Origin of the sequence: Streptomyces sp. NPDC058198 (assembly GCF_042882605.1) — a bacterium.
Classification (GTDB): domain Bacteria; phylum Actinomycetota; class Actinomycetes; order Streptomycetales; family Streptomycetaceae; genus Streptomyces.
Map to the genome: position 1 here is coordinate 220,632 of NZ_JBHVVP010000004.1, position 14,208 is coordinate 234,839.

13 protein-coding genes are annotated in these 14,208 nt (G+C 71.1%); 3 read left to right on the forward strand and 10 right to left on the reverse strand.

Going from position 1 to position 14,208, the window contains the following annotated elements; genetic code table 11:
* Positions 1 to 18: 18 nt before the first annotated feature.
* From ACFVWW_RS17105 to ACFVWW_RS17115, 3 genes are all read right to left on the reverse strand, one after another.
* Complete coding sequence (locus tag ACFVWW_RS17105; RefSeq protein WP_386879213.1) at positions 19 to 1,599, reverse strand: substrate-binding domain-containing protein; 1,581 nt, start codon at positions 1,597 to 1,599, stop codon at positions 19 to 21.
* A 202-nt stretch (positions 1,600 to 1,801) separates the two neighbouring features.
* Positions 1,802 to 2,209, reverse strand: a complete 408-nt coding sequence (locus ACFVWW_RS17110; RefSeq protein ID WP_384179062.1) for a rodlin — start codon at positions 2,207 to 2,209, stop codon at positions 1,802 to 1,804.
* A 181-nt stretch (positions 2,210 to 2,390) separates the two neighbouring features.
* Positions 2,391 to 2,801, reverse strand: coding sequence for a rodlin (locus ACFVWW_RS17115; RefSeq protein ID WP_384179060.1), 411 nt, complete (start codon positions 2,799 to 2,801; stop codon positions 2,391 to 2,393).
* A gap of 428 nt (positions 2,802 to 3,229) precedes the next feature.
* On the opposite strand from ACFVWW_RS17115, the gene ACFVWW_RS17120 reads away from it, so the two are divergent.
* Positions 3,230 to 3,466 (forward strand): chaplin, encoded by a 237-nt coding sequence (locus tag ACFVWW_RS17120; protein WP_384179058.1) that lies wholly within the window; start codon positions 3,230 to 3,232, stop codon positions 3,464 to 3,466.
* A 139-nt stretch (positions 3,467 to 3,605) separates the two neighbouring features.
* Entirely contained in the window at positions 3,606 to 4,424 is an 819-nt protein-coding gene (locus ACFVWW_RS17125) for a chaplin family protein (RefSeq protein WP_384179056.1), read from the forward strand.
* Positions 4,425 to 4,542: 118 nt separating this feature from the next.
* Here ACFVWW_RS17125 and ACFVWW_RS17130 read toward each other — a convergent pair whose 3' ends face one another.
* Positions 4,543 to 5,847, reverse strand: a complete 1,305-nt coding sequence (locus ACFVWW_RS17130) for an NAD(P)-binding domain-containing protein (protein WP_384335910.1) — start codon at positions 5,845 to 5,847, stop codon at positions 4,543 to 4,545.
* 40 nt (positions 5,848 to 5,887) lie between these two features.
* A complete protein-coding gene (locus ACFVWW_RS17135; protein ID WP_384179053.1) occupies positions 5,888 to 7,273 on the reverse strand; it encodes an ATP-grasp domain-containing protein in 1,386 nt (461 codons plus the stop codon).
* 171 nt (positions 7,274 to 7,444) lie between these two features.
* Between ACFVWW_RS17135 and ACFVWW_RS17140 the strand changes: the two genes are divergently transcribed.
* Positions 7,445 to 8,518: a glycoside hydrolase family 26 protein gene (locus ACFVWW_RS17140; RefSeq protein WP_384179051.1), complete on the forward strand. Its 1,074-nt coding sequence runs from the start codon at positions 7,445 to 7,447 to the stop codon at positions 8,516 to 8,518.
* 50 nt (positions 8,519 to 8,568) lie between these two features.
* Here ACFVWW_RS17140 and ACFVWW_RS17145 read toward each other — a convergent pair whose 3' ends face one another.
* The 5 genes from ACFVWW_RS17145 to ACFVWW_RS17165 form a co-directional block, all read right to left on the reverse strand.
* A complete protein-coding gene (locus tag ACFVWW_RS17145) occupies positions 8,569 to 9,672 on the reverse strand; it encodes a GNAT family N-acetyltransferase (RefSeq protein ID WP_384179049.1) in 1,104 nt (367 codons plus the stop codon).
* A gap of 95 nt (positions 9,673 to 9,767) precedes the next feature.
* Positions 9,768 to 10,433 carry a lipopolysaccharide biosynthesis protein gene (locus ACFVWW_RS17150; RefSeq protein ID WP_383914582.1) on the reverse strand — a complete coding sequence of 222 codons (666 nt, stop codon included), beginning with the start codon at positions 10,431 to 10,433 and terminating at the stop codon, positions 9,768 to 9,770.
* Positions 10,434 to 10,435: 2 nt separating this feature from the next.
* Positions 10,436 to 11,662, reverse strand: coding sequence for a glycosyltransferase (locus ACFVWW_RS17155; RefSeq protein WP_386878701.1), 1,227 nt, complete (start codon positions 11,660 to 11,662; stop codon positions 10,436 to 10,438).
* Positions 11,659 to 12,393, reverse strand: a complete 735-nt coding sequence (locus ACFVWW_RS17160) for a polysaccharide deacetylase family protein (protein ID WP_386878700.1) — start codon at positions 12,391 to 12,393, stop codon at positions 11,659 to 11,661. The genes ACFVWW_RS17155 and ACFVWW_RS17160 overlap by 4 nt, the downstream gene beginning before the upstream one ends.
* Positions 12,394 to 12,466: 73 nt before the next feature.
* Positions 12,467 to 14,197 (reverse strand): lipid II flippase MurJ, encoded by a 1,731-nt coding sequence (locus tag ACFVWW_RS17165; RefSeq protein ID WP_386878699.1) that lies wholly within the window; start codon positions 14,195 to 14,197, stop codon positions 12,467 to 12,469.
* Between the last annotated feature and the right edge of the window lie 11 nt (positions 14,198 to 14,208).

Genomic DNA, 14,208 nt, shown 5'->3' on the forward strand with positions numbered 1-14,208 from the left:
CATGCTCCTTCCCCGGCGTCAGCCGTTGGCGTTGTCGCTGGGGTCGGTGTCGGCGTGGGCGCGTTGGCAGGCCTGTTGGTTCTCCGGGACGGAGCAGGGCAGATGGCCGTGCTTCTCGACGAGGTTCCGGCCGGTGTCCGCGGCCAGGTAGTCGAGAAACTTGGAGGTGAGGGAGTTCGCAGGCGGCGTGCCGTACGTGTACGCGTACTCCGGCTCCCAGAAGACGTACGTTCCTGCTCTGACCGCGTCGACGGAGGGCTTCCGGCCGTCCAGGGACAGCAGGTGGACATCGCCCCGGGCGCTGCGCAGTTCGGCGGCGCGCAGTTCGACGTAGCCGATCGCTCCCGGTGTCGCGGCCACCGTCTTCAGGACGTCCTCGGTGCTGTCCAGCTCGCAGCGGACGACGTCCTGGTTTCCGTACTTCAAGGTCCGGCAGTTGGCCGAGGTGCGGCCGAACTCGGGGGTGCCGCCCAGCACACGGGCCTCGAACACGCCGCGTGTCCCTGATTTCCCCTCGCGGCTCACGAGTCTGACGGCCAGGTCGGGTCCGCCGTCGATCTGATTCCAGTTGCTGATGCCGCCCGCGTACAGCTTCTTCAGATCCGCGCGGGAGATGCTCGGCAGCCGGACGTCCTCGTTCACCACCATGGTGAAGACGGACAGCGCGACCAGGTGCTCCTTGAGCTCCGGTCCGCCGCTGCCGTCCCGGCCGTCGGAGAGGGCGAGGTACGGGGGGAAGGTGCCCTTCGCCGCGTCCCCTTCGTCCCTGAGCGTGCTCGTGCCCCGGCCGCTGCCCTGGGCCTGGACCTTGATCCGGGCTCCTGGGCAGTCACTTTCGTACGCCCCGTCCAGATCCTTCATCACCGGCGCGAAGGCGGTGGAGCCTACGACGGTGAGAGCGCCCTTGCCGCACCCCTGGGGGAGTGGGTCTTCCCGCAGCAGCTGCAAGCCGGTGGACTGGAGAACCAGGAGGAGGAGCAGGCCGCCGATGAGCCCGAGCATGCGGTTGCTGGGGCGGCGGAATTTCTCGTTGTTCCGGATCCGGCCTTCCCTGATGCGGCCGCCGACACGCGGCTCCTTGTCGGTGCCGGCGCCCGTCAGCAGTACGAGCAGCTTGAAGTGATCGCCTCGGTTGAGCGGGACTCTCGGCAAGGAGATCTCGCTGCCGTGGGCGACCAGTCCGGGGCTTGTCTCGGTTCCGTGCTGGGGCAGGTGCCTGAGCAGGTCGGGATGGCTGGGTTCGGTGACCGCCACATCTCTGACCGTGCGGTTGGGGAAGGTGGCCGTGAGACCACGGTGGTCGGTGGTGGGCGCGGTGATGTAGTCCTCGGCGTCGATGCCGCGGAAGCCGTCGTTCTCGATCCGGAGCAGCACGAGTGAGGCACCGGCCAGGTCCGGGGTGTTCTCCAGCATGCTCAGCCGCTGGTGTATTCGTTCGTCCTGCGTGCTGTCGTCGATGAGCGTGTCCATCTGCACGCGGTATCCGATGCGTTTGCGGCCCGGCATGAACCGCTCGTACGAGAGCCCGCCGATCGTGACCACGACTCCGAGAAGCGCCAGCAAATTCTCCGGAGTCAGCAGCTCTTTCAACCACCCCACGGTCTTCCCCCGCCCACGTCACGACCTTTAGGGGGAGTCAATGTACGAGCCGTGGAGGGGCCCGGGGCCCGGCTGACCGAGAGCTCACTGACTGTTCGTCATATGTTCAGCCCCGCGCCGGTTCACCGACCCCGGACACGGCGAACCGGACATGGCAGAGGCCCGGTCCGGCGCAGGACGCCGGACCGGGCCTCTGGGGGCATCAGCGGTTGCCGACACCGTTCCCGGACAGGACCGGGATGGTTTCCAGGATGTGCGACAGGGGCTCGTCGCCCTTCGCCTGGGTGGAGTTCTCCGTGCACTGCTGGTTCTGCGGGGAAGCGAGGAGGTTGACGTCCTGCAGGGCGATCGGCGTGGCACCGACGAGGGAGGCGGTGTTCGTCTTGGTCGGCATGCCGATGCAGGGCTTGTTCAGCGAGCCCTGGACCAGGCCCAGCTGCGGGCTCAGGTCGCCGTGGGTCGACGAGTTGCCGAAGGCCTGCTTGGCACCGTTGCCACTGAAAGACGTCGTGCCCTGGTCGTCACCGAGCGCCAGCGCCGGCGACGCGGCCGCAGCCGTGGCTCCGATGATCGATACCGCGACAGCAGCGGTAGCCCACAGCTTCTTCATGTAAATACCCTTCCGGAAAAGCGAACTCCACCGGTGGAGTTCATCCTGTTCAACTTGGATACAGCCGGTATGGTTGCGGCGATTCCCCCGAACGGCCTATTACCGATCGCTCGCGGAAATACGCAAAAAAAGGCCGGACCGCCGCGGGATTCAGCGACGGTCCGGCCGGTCAGGCGATTTCTCAGTTGTTTCCGGTGCCGCTGCCCGAGAGCACCGGGACGGTTTCCAGGATGTGCGACAGCGGCTCGTCGCCCTTCGCCTGGGTGGAATTCTCCGTGCACTGCTGGTTCTGCGGGGAGGACAGGACATTGAGGTCCTGAACGGCGATCGGCGTGAGGCCGGTGAGGGCGGCGGTGTTCGCCTTGGACGGCATGGCGATACAGGGCTTGTTCAGCGACCCCTGGATGAGCGCCATCTGCGGGCTCATGTTGCCGTACGTCGCCGAGTTGCCGTACGCCTGGCTGGCGAAGTTGCCGCTCGCCGACGTGGTGCCGCCGTCGTTCCCGATGGCCAGGGCCTGCGGAGCGGCCGCGGCGGACATGCCGACGACGGAGGCGGCGACAGCGGCGCCGGCCATGAGCTTCTTGATCACGGTAAGTCCCCTTCTGAAGGATGCCCCAAGTCCCCGGGGCGCCCTGAGCAACTTCACATCGGGGGTTTGGTTCTTTCCCTTCACCCCAACGGCCTATTACCGGAGACCAGCGGAGCAGCCGCCCCGGCAACGGCGGCCCCCACACGCAGCCGAACGGGTGAAGTAGCGGAACCAAACCGTCGGCAGCCGGTTGTCCAGGTCGCTACACACGCATTTTCTGAGGCCGACAGGGGCAATGGCGCCGTCCCTGTCGGCAGAAATCTCCGATGCGGCAGTCGAGTGAGAAACGGGAGTCGTATAAACGCGGCAGTTTCCTTGTTACCGACTACTCGTTGGAGATCCAGCAGCGGCAGTGAGAGCCGAGAAATTAACGCTCGCGTACCACGACAGTCGTGCGGACGTAATTGCTGCTGCGGAAAGGGCTCAAGATGAAGTGCAAGAAAGCCGCAACGATCGTCGCAGGGCTGATGATCGCCGTGGGCGCCGCAGCCCCGGCTGTCGCCGACGCCGAGGCCAAGGGCGTCGCCATCGGATCCCCCGGGTTCCTGTCGGGCAATCTCCACCAGTCCCCCCTGCACCACCAGCACAACCTGTGCGGTAACAGCACCAACGCCACCACCTCGCTGCTGAACCCCGCCTTCGGCCACGTCTGCTTCAACGACTGACGTTGTACGGACACCCCGCGGGGTGTTCTCGGCCGGTCCCGGAGCGCGTGCGACCTGTGCTTCGGGGCCGGCCTCGGTCGGCACCGATATCACCTAGCGACAACTGCTCGCCGCACCAGGCAGCAGGAGGAGAAACCAGATGCGAGACCTCATCAGTAAAGGACTGCTCACGGCCGCCGCGGCGACCAGTGTGCTGTCCCTGAGCGGCGGTTACGCCCTCGCGGCAGAAGCGGACGGAGTCGCCGCCGATTCACCGGGGGTGCTGTCGGGCAACAGCGTCCAGGCGCCGGTGGACATCCCGGTGAACGTCTGCGGGAACACCGTGAACCCCATCGGGCTGCTCAACCCCGCCTTCGGCAACACCTGCGTGAACGCGTCGAGCGCGCCGGCTCAGTCGGCTTCCCAGGCGTCTTCGGGGTACGGAGAGTCCTCGTCGCACTCCGGCCGCCCCTCCTCGCAGTCGGGCCCCTCCTCGCACGCGCAGTCCCAGGGGCAGTACGGGAACCACCAGGCGCACGCGTCCCACCTGTCGTCACCGGGCGGCACGCGCGGCGACGGCGCCCAGGCCAGCGGGATCGCGAAGGGGTCGCCGGGCGTGCTGTCGGGCAACCTCATCCAGGCGCCCGTGCACGCGCCGGTGAACACCTGCGGCAACTCCGTGGATCTGGTCGGTCTCCTCAATCCGACCTTCGGCAACACCTGCGTCAACGGTGCGCCGGAGGCCCCCGAGCCGCCCCAGGTCGCCCCGCCCGAGCGGCACCACCACGAGGCACCCCCGACCCACCAGCGGCCGGAGGCTCCCATCTCGACGCCCGAAGAGGAACCCCACTTCGAAGGTCCCGAGCTGGCGCACACCGGCAGCGACTCCCACCTCCTCGCCGCGGGCGCGATGAGCCTCGGCCTGCTGATCGGCGGCGGAATCCTGTACCGGCGCAACAGCGCGGGCGCGCGCGCCTAGGCTTTTCCGAAAGCGCATCGCGCCGTCCGCCCGGTCGGGAGAATCACCGTGGCTTCTCCCGACCGGCGGAGGACGACGCACTCGTCAGGACTGACCTGCCATCAGGACCGACGCGCCGTCACGACCGACGCGCCGTCAGTTCTTCCGCGCCGCGGCCCGACGGCGTCCGCTCCGGCATCCACCCCGGCGCCGCCTGCCGCTGCTGGACCATGCCGCGCGCCCCGTCGCGCGCCCCGAGCCGTCGCCGTACGCCCCGTACGAGCTGCTCGGCCGTGTAGGACGCCCCGTACACGAACCGCATCGACGGGCCGAACGACGGAGCACTCAGCAGCCCGGCGAGAAACAGCCCCGGGTGCGAGGACTCGAAGTCCGCGTTCGCCTCGGGTGCGCTGCTGGGACCGAGGGTCCGCAGGCCGCCGCGCAACTCGCCGTCGAGCAGGCCGAGCCGCTCGATACCCGGGGTGAATCCGGTGGCGGCGATGACATGGTCCGTCTCCACGGTCGCCGCCCGGCCCGAGCTCGTGGCCAGCTCCAGCCGTACGCGCCCGCCCGCCGGGACCGCCCTCGCCACGCGTGCCCCCAGCCTGATGTCCACCACCGACTCGACGCGGTCCCGCAGCCACCACGCGCCCGCCGGACCCAGCGCCGAGGTGAAGACACGGGTCCTGGTCGGTGCGGGCAGCCGGCGGAAGAGACCTGGCGCCTCCGCGTAGACCCAGTTCCGCCACCCGCAGCCCAGACCGGTGTGCGGGGCGCGCGCCGCCCGCGCGACGGAACGTTCCCTGGGCGGCGGAACGGTGTTCCAGTTGAGCAGGCCGGACCGGGCCACCACCCGCACGGTGGTGCCCTGCTCAGCGAGCAGCGCCGCCGTCTCCAGAGCTGCCTGACCCGCCCCGACGACGGTCACGTCCCGGCCCTCGAAGCGGGCCAGATCCCCGTGGTGACTGCTGTGCGACACATGCTCGGCAGGCAGTGCGCGCAGGGGCGCGGGGATATCGGTGAAGGGCATCACCCCGACCGCGAGCGCCACCGTACGGGCGAGGACGCTCTCGCCGTCGTCGGTGGAGAGCCGGAACCCGCCGGGGCAGGGCCGTACCGCCGTGATCGTACGTTCGTCGACGGGCGGGGCCGCCCGGTCCGCGAACCACAGTCCGTACGAGGCGAAGAAGCGTACCGGCAGCGGGACGCCGTGCCGGGCCTCCACCCCCTGGGTGGCGGCGTAGGCGGCCAGGCCGTAGGCGCCCCGCGGATCGGAGAGATTCGACGCCCAGGGTTCCGACTTCAGATACATCCCGGACGGCATGTTGTCCCGCCACGCGGCCATCGGTCTGCCGAACACCCGCAGATCGAGGCCGGCCGCGGCGGCGTGCGCGGCGATGGAGAGTCCATAGGGGCCGGCGCCCACCACTACCAGGTCGTACATCGTGTGTCCTGTCCGCTCTCTGTGTCGGGATCTACGGGATCTACGGGGTCGAAGGAATCGACGGGTCGACGGAATCGGCTCGATACGGGGGCAACATGGCGGCGCGGTCCAGGCCGCCCCACCGCCGCCGTACCGGAGAGGCGCGCGACCGTCCGGGCTCGGCCGTACGCGGGGCGGGCAGCGCATGTCTGAGCCGGCGCCACCCCCGGTGGGCCGCGTGCGGGATCCAGGCGACGGCCATGGCGTACGCGGGCAGCGGATCGTCCAGGGCGAACCACGCGGCCTCCCCGGACCGGGCCCGCACCCCGTCGGCCGGGACCGCCCCGATGTCGCGGCCCGCCCCGCCGCCCCGGCACCGGAAGGACGACAGCGTGGACAGGAAGGACAGCAGCGCGTAGTTCTCGACCACGAAGGTCCGGCCGTGCGCGGCGTCCGGCGCGGGGACGGTACGCCCGGTGAGATCCAGATGCAGCGCGCGGACGACATCGGTGCCCGACCGGTCGGTGAAGAGCCGGAACTGCGCGCCGGGCCGGGGGTTGAAGTCGAGCAGATGGTAGGCGCCGGTGGCGCTGTCCAGCCGGAAGTCCAGATCGAGGATGCCGCGGTAGCCGAGCGCCGAGACCAGTTGACGCGCCGTCCGCTCGACGGCCGGGTTCGGCAGCCATCTGCCCACCGCGGTCAGCCCGGCCCCCACCGGCCAGGACCGCTCCTTGCGCCCGGCCGCCCCGACCAGGCACTCACCGCCGCTGCCGCTGTAGCCGTGGAAGAACCAGTCGAGGTCACGGCCGGGCGGCAGGAACTCCTGGAGCAGCAGCCGGCTGCCGGCCTCGGCGCTGCGCCCGTACAGCTCACGGGCCTCCTGCGGGGAGCGGACGACGAGGGTGCTGCGCAGCCCGGCCCCCTCGGGCAGGAGCCACGGCCGGCTCCACTTCGCCACCACGGGCAGCCCGAGCGACCGGGCGGCCGCTGCGGCCTCCTCCGCGCCGCCGGGGATCACCGTCCTCGGATGGGGGATGCCGAGCGCCCCGCAGATCGCGACCAGTTCGGCCTTGTCCGCGACCCGCTCCGGCAGCCCTGACGGCTGTTCAGGCAGCAGATAGCGGCCGGCCAGCCGCTGCTGGAGCCGCCCCACGGTGATCGCGCTCAGATCGTCCATGGCGATGAGCACGGCCGGGGTGGCGAGCCGGTCCGAGATACCGAGCAGCAGCCGCTGAACGTCCGACAGATCCGTGCCCAGGCCCGGCCGTAGATGAGCCCCGCGCAGATAGCGGGAGCGCCCCACGGGGCTGCGCGTCGCCTCGATCACCGCGTGTACCTCGATCCCCGCCCGGCCGAGGGATCTGACGGCGCCCAGCGTGCCGTGGTGGAACGGGTTCCGGTCGAGCCGCACGAGTACGGCGGGAACGCGGGTGTCGAAGCTCGGCACGAGGGTGCCCTTCCTTTCGGTAACCCATGCGGGGGATGAAATGCACGGACGGACTACTGGGACGTCAGGCCGGACTCCCGGTCGGCGTATTAGAAATACTTTTGGATCAGCGTGATCACGACGATCATTGATCGCGGCCACGGAAAAGGGTCCAACTCATGAGGAGCGGACATGTCTCATCGACGTCGACGGCTGACGACCACCTGCCTGAGCGTGGTCGCGGCCGGCCTCCTTGCTTCAGGTGCGGCGCTGTCCGATCCGCATCACGCGCCGGATCCACAACACACACCAGACCCGAACCGCACGGCCAAAACCCCTCAGGCGCCGGAACCCGCGATGGGCGCCTATCTCGGTTATGGCCCGGACGGCGTGCGGCGCATCGCCGAAATGGAGAAATGGCTCGGCGGTACGGAGTTGCGGGTGGGGCACACCTATCTCCCCGGGGATGTCTGGCCCAACATCGAGGGCACCCCGGACTTCCTGAAGGACTGGGCCGAGTGGCGAAAGGCGCGGGACGACCGGATGTTCGTCCTCAACGTCCCCATGCTCGAAGACAATGAGGCGCACCTCCCGGACTTTCTCGTACGCTGGGAACTGCGCGAGGGCGCGCGAGGGGAATACGACAGCCACTTCAAGGCCCTGGCGGAGCGGCTCGTACGCCTCGGTGTGCCCGACACGGTGGTCGTGCTCGGCTGGGAGATGAACGGAACCACGTACACGCATCGCTGCGGGCCCGACCCCACGGCGTGGAAGCAGTACTGGAACCGCATTGTCACCACCATGCGTGCCGTGCCCGGGCAGAAGTTCCGTTTCGACTTCGCTCCGAGCCGCGGAAGGGACGCCATCCCCTGGACCGAGTGCTATCCCGGCGACGACGTCGTGGACATCATCGGCATGGATTCCTATGACCAGCCGCCGGGAGAGAATTTTGACGAACAGGTGAATCAGCCCTACGGGCTCCAAGAACACGTGGACTTCGCAGCCGCACACGGAAAGGCTATCTCTTATCCCGAGTGGGGCCTCTTCCGCAACGGCGATAATGCCGAATATATGCGCCGGATGCTGCAATGGATCGACACACACAAACCGCTCTACAACACCATCAGCGATTACTGCCCGCACGGCGTATGGCAGTGCACCGATAATCCGGAGTCGTCGAAGGTGTTCCACTCCACGCTGTACGGACGGCTCCCGGGGGCCGCGTCGACGGCGCCCGCGGCCCCCACGCCCTCCGCGTCCCCGTGAACTGACGGGAACGCCGACGCCTCAGACCCCGCGCGGGGGCGGCGGCAAGGTCAGCCCTTGTCGCCGCCCCCGTCTCCCTTCCGCCGGAGCCGCTTGACGAGCGCCGCCGCCCGGCCGCGGCCCGCCGCCCGCGCGACGAGCAGCTGCAACGACGGCGCCAGATAGGGCCTGGCCAGCAGAAACCGCTGATTGCAGACGGTCTCCGGGCGCCAGTGGTGCTTGTACGGCTCATTGCCACGCAGCATGCTCAGCGTGGCGCGGCCGCTCGTGCTGATCTGCTGCGCACCGCTCCGCAGCAGCATCGTGGCCACATCCACCTTCCTGGCGCGCAGCATCGGGTCGGCGCCGTACAGATAACCGCCCGCCAGCTGGCTGGACATCAGGGTGAGATCCGCGGCCACCACCTTCCCGGCCAGCCGGAATTCGGTCACCATCGCGTCGCCGCACACGACCATGGACCGCACCGACCGGGTCAGATGCTCCGAGAAACGCGCGCTGAGATGCTCGGGGGTCACCCCACGGCCCTGCCACTGGAGCCGGTGCAGCTCCAGCAGCCGTTCGACCGCTGCCGGGATCTCGTCCTCCGGCACCACCCGCTCGTCGATGCCGATCGAGTCCAGCTTGCGCAGCTTCGCGCGGGCGCGCTGGGCGCGCGCGGAGGGGAGCCGCCCCAGCAGTTCGTCCATGGGGACGGCGGGCAGTTCGAGGCAGGGCGAGTCCGCCAACCGCCGGCGCGGCCCCGCCCAGCAGGCGTGGACGCGTTCCGCCGCGGCTCCGGGCCGTACTTCCCGCAGGTCGATCACGGCGGTACGGGCCGCTCGCGCGAGGGCCTTCGCCAGCGCGGCGGCCGCGGCCTCGGCGCAGCCGTCGTCGAGCAGGACGTCGGAGAAGTCGGAGATGCTGCCGCCGAGCTGCACGAAGACGGGGAAGGGGCGGTGCACCAGCATCAGCGCGGCCGCCGCGACCAGGTCCTCGCCCCGGCGTACGAGCACGACCCGCAGCCGGCCGGGCCTGCCGTACGACAGCCACCAGGAGTGCAGCCAGCTGTGGCTCTGGAAGGGCGTGGCCGTTCGGGAGCGGCGGTACAGCGCGTCCCACGCGGGGGCGAGTTCGGCGAAGCGGCCGGCGTCCCGGCACAGCTCCGTGGTGAACACGGAGCCGGACACCGACGCGGCGAGGGGGGCGGAAGGGGAGGTCGAGAGGGGAGCGAAGGGGACCGCGGATCTCCGTGGTCCCGATCCGGCGGCCCTCACACCGTTTCCGAGTGTGGTTGGGAGGCCGTCGCCGGGCCGGGCACGGATACGTGGACCTGCTGGGGCCGCCGCCTCGGACGGACCAGCATGCCGAGCCCGCCGAGCAGCCCGCCCGCACAGCCGCCGACCAGGGCCGCGAGCGGCATCGAGGGCGAGGACGGGCTCGTCGGCCTGACCGCCCGCGAGAACTGGAGCACCCGTACGTTCGTGGTGCTCTGCATGTTCGTGCCATTGGCGATCAGCGACTCTGCGACGGCGTCCGCCATGTGCGCCGCGGTCGACGCGCGCGAGGCGGTCGCCTTCACGGAGATCATCGGGGCGTCCGGCGAGGTGGCCGTCTGCACGTTCTTCTTGAGGATCCGCGCCGAGACCCCGGCCTGGACCTGCGCGTCGGCGACCAGCGCGACCTGGGAGGCGACCCGGCCGTACGCCGTCGCGAATCCCAGCGCGGCGGCCGGGTCGGCCCCCTCCGCCGGTACGACGACGACATAGCTGGTGGCCGTGTACTGCGGGACGCGGACCGTCCCGTACGCACCGCCGGCCAGCGCGCCGACCAGGACGGCCACGGGAAGGATCGACCGGAAGGCCACCTTCCGCAGCAGGGACGGCGCCGGTGTGACCGGCGCGGCCTGACGCCACGAAGGATTCGCATGCTGGGTCATGTTCAACTCGCTTCTCGGGTGGGGGCCGGGCCGTGGACGGCTTTCTCGTAGACGGCCATCAGCTGTTCGGCACTGTGGGAGATGTCGTAATGGCGCGCGGCGGCGGGCACCGGCAGCCGGCGCGGCCCGGTCTCCTGGAACGCCCGGAGGGACATGTCCTGGAACTGCCGCAGCTCGGCGGTCAGTTCGGGTACGGAGCCGCTGATCCGCCGCGCTCCGGGCGCGGCCTCGGCGGGCAGGTCCTGTAGGGCGGGGCAGGTGACATGGAGCACCGGGAGCCCGGCCGCGAGAGCTTCGACGACGGCGAGCCCGAAGGCCTCGTCGGGAGAGGTCGACACGAAGACGTCCATGGCCGCGAGCAGCGCGGGCAGATCGGTCCCGCCGGAGGACCCGCCCGGCCGCCCGCCTGATGGCTCATCGGATGATCCGGACGTCACGCCGGATGCGCGCGGGAGCGGCGGCGGGTCCTGGCACGCGCCATGGAAGAGGATCCGGCCGGCCGCTCCCCGCTTCTCGGCCAGCCGCCGCAGCCGGCCCTGCTCGGGGCCGTCACCGATGAGGAGGAGGTGCGCGCCGGGCAGATCGGCGACGGCCCGGACGAGCGTGTCGAAGCGCTTGCCGGCGGCGAGCCGTCCGACGGCGCCCACCACAAAGGCGTTCCGCGGCAGTCCGAGCCGGCCGCGTGCGGCGCGGCGGGCGGTTTCGTCGAACGCGAAGCGCCCGACCTCGATGCCGTTGGGTACGACATGGATACGGTCGCGGCGCACCCCCCAGCGCTCCAGCCGCCGCGCAACAGTGGCGGAGACGGCGACCGTCGCGGTGCCCAGGCGCTCCCCGGCGAGATACAGGGCGCGGACGCCGGTGCTCAGCGGCCGCCCCTCGATCTGTACGGCTCCGAGGGAGTGCTCGGTCGCGACGATGGTCCGTACGCCGGCCAGCCGGGCCGCGAACCGCCCGTACAGACAGGCGCGGTAGAGGTGCGTGTGCACCAGGTCGTACTGTCCCTGCCGCACCAGCGTGGCCAGCCGGGGCAGCGCGCCGAAGTCCCGGTTCCCCGCCATGTCGAGATCCGTGACGGGCACTCCGTCGGCGACGATGCCTTCGGCGACCGCCCCGGGGTTGGTCAGGGTGATGACGGCGCTGTCGGTCGGCAGCTCCCGCAGCAGCAGCCGCAGTTGCTGTTCGGCCCCGCCGATGCCGAGCCCGGTGATGATGTGCAGCACCTTCACGGAGTGGTCCTCTCCGCGCGTGGCTCCGGCACCCCGGGATACGCGCCGGCCGGGACGGGCTCGCGGCGCCAGCGGTGCAGCCGCCGTTTGATGTGCAGCCGCAGGCTGGTGTCCCGCTCCCCGACATGGACGCGGGGCAGGGCGAGCATGCCGGTGAGCGGCCCGGGGCTGATGGCGCAGGCGTACGTGTAGCCCGCGGCGCGTACGGCCTCCATGGCGCGTGCGTCGACCGTGCCGTACGGATAGCAGAAGCCGGTCACCTCGGCGCCGGTGATGGCGCGCAGGAGTTCCCGGCTGCGTCCGGTCTCGCCGGCGAGCAGTCCGGCGGCGGCCCCGATGAGATCGGTGTGGCGCAGGCCGTGGGAGCCGATCTCCATGCCGGCCGCGGCGGCCCGCCGGATGCCGTCCTCGGTGAGGAGCGGTTTGCGCGGGCCGAGCCGGTCCCATTCGTTCGTACCGCCGAGGAGGCCCGGCAGGACGAAGACGGTGGCGCTGAACTCGTACCGGCACAGCAGCGGCACGGCCTCGTCGAGGAAGTCGGCGTACCCGTCGTCGAAGGTGAGCCCGACGAGGCCGGCGCCGCGTCCTTCGGCGCGGGCGCGCAGCAGCCGCTCCATGCCGACGCCGGTCAGCCCCCGGCGGCGCAGCCAGCGCAGCTGCCGGTCGAGCCGGCCCGGTGAGACGGTCACCTGATAGGGGTCGTCGGAGCAGTCGGCGACCGAGTGGTACATGACGGCCCACAGGGGGCCGGAGGACGTGCGCCGCGGCCCCCGCGATGCGGAGGGGGGGCTTGCGGACACCGTGTCAGCGGGCATGCGCGAGCTTTCGTGTGAGGGGGCGGAAGAGGATGTCGATCTCGGGAACCCGCAGGGCGCGGGCGATGACGAGGAACACCGCGGCGACCACGACGCAGGCCACCGCGGCGCCGACGACGGGTGAGGGGATGAGGGCTCCGCAGAGCCAGCCGGAGCCGGTGGCCGCGGCGGCGCCGGCGCTGAGTTTGACCAGGCCGCCGCAGACATGACGGAGCCGCACGGGCACGCTGTGGCGGCCGACGGCGCCCAGCATCAGGGCGGCGGTGACGGTGATGCCGAGCGCGTTGGCGGCGGCGATGCCGAGCACGCCCCAGACCTTCACCAGCAGGGCGCCCGCGCCGGTGGTCAGCGCGAGCCCGACGATCATGGCGAGCGCCGGGAACCACAGTGGGCGCGCGGCGGAGAAGTAGCAGCGTACGAGCGCCCCGACCAGGGTGTGGCCGAGCAGGCCGAGCGCGTAGACCCGGATGACGGAGGCGGTCGCCGCCGTGTCCCCCCGGTCGAACGCACCGCGCTGGAAGAGCACTTCGATGATCTGCGGCGCGCAGGCGACGACCGTGGCGGCCCCCGACAGCACGATGACGGCGGCCAGCGCGAGATCGTGCTCGACCCGCCGCCGCGCCCGGTCGGTCTCCCCCGCCGCCATGGCGCGGGCGACGACCGGGAAGGTGACGGTGCACAGCATCAGGGAGAGCGTCATCGGGATCTGCGCGACCTTCTGCGCGTAGTTCAGATGCGAGATGGCGCCGGCGGGCAGCGGCGCGGCCAGGAACCGTTCGATGAGGACCTGCGACTGCCGGGTGAGGGCGAACACGATGACGGGGGCGATCAGTCCGAGGGCGACGGGCGGCCCGCCGCCGGCCGCCTGCGGCTCCTGGCCGGTCACCGGCCGGCGCTCCTTCAGCCTGCGCCACAGGGTGGGGACCTGAACGAGCATCATCAGCACCCCGCCGAGGGCGACGCCGATGGCGGCGGCCCGTACCCCCCAGCGGTCCCGGAGGGCGAGCATCGTCGCGATGATGCCGGCGTTGTAGGCGGCGTAGATCATCGCGGGCGCCACGAAGCTGCCGTGCGCCCGTAGCGCGGCGCTGAAGTACCCGGCCATGCCGAAGGTGAAGGCGCTGGTGGCGGTCAGCCGGGTGCAGTCGACCGCCAGCCGCGGGTCTGCCAGGCCGGGGGCCAGCGCGGCCACCACCCAGGGCGCGGCGGCGATCAGCAGGGCCGCGCCCGCGCTGAGACCGAGGAACAGCCTCGGCAGCGTGGTCCGCATCAGGAGCCGTACGGGGTCCGGCGAGGGCTGGGTGGCCCGGCGGGCCAGCGCCAGGCTGAACGCCGGTACGAGGATCAGCGCCATGGCGTCCTCGATGAGGAGCGTGGCGGCCATCTCGGGCAGGGTCCAGGCGACCAGGAAGGCGTCGGTGTCGGGGCCCGCGCCGTAGAGATGCGCGATGGTCTGGTCGCGGAGGAGACCGAGCAGCGCGCCGACGGCGGTCAGCAGGGCGGTGAGGAACGCGGCGCGCGCCAGGAACCGGCCGGAGGAGCTGGAGGAGGAGGCGGAGGAGAGCGAGCCGGGGCCGCCGCCCGTACCGCCTTCGGCCGCTGCCTGCGCTCCCGGCGGTACGGACGGCGGCGGTACGGCGGGGCCCGGTGCGGGTACGGCGGGGCCCGGCGGCGGTACGGCGCGAGAGGGCGGGGGCACCGCGGGGGACGGCGCGGGCACCGCGGAAAGGG

Bases quoted from the DNA above. Each gene is read 5' to 3' on its own strand.
- ACFVWW_RS17110 (WP_384179062.1), bottom strand. From the start codon at position 2,209: ATGAAGAAGCTGTGGGCTACCGCTGCTGTCGCGGTATCGATCATCGGA.
- ACFVWW_RS17120 (WP_384179058.1), top strand. From the start codon at position 3,230: ATGAAGTGCAAGAAAGCCGCAACGATCGTCGCAGGGCTGATGATCGCC.
- ACFVWW_RS17125 (WP_384179056.1), top strand. From the start codon at position 3,606: ATGCGAGACCTCATCAGTAAAGGACTGCTCACGGCCGCCGCGGCGACC.
- ACFVWW_RS17130 (WP_384335910.1), bottom strand. From the start codon at position 5,847: ATGTACGACCTGGTAGTGGTGGGCGCCGGCCCCTATGGACTCTCCATC.
- ACFVWW_RS17140 (WP_384179051.1), top strand. From the start codon at position 7,445: ATGTCTCATCGACGTCGACGGCTGACGACCACCTGCCTGAGCGTGGTC.
- ACFVWW_RS17150 (WP_383914582.1), bottom strand. From the start codon at position 10,433: ATGACCCAGCATGCGAATCCTTCGTGGCGTCAGGCCGCGCCGGTCACA.
- ACFVWW_RS17160 (WP_386878700.1), bottom strand. From the start codon at position 12,393: ATGTACCACTCGGTCGCCGACTGCTCCGACGACCCCTATCAGGTGACC.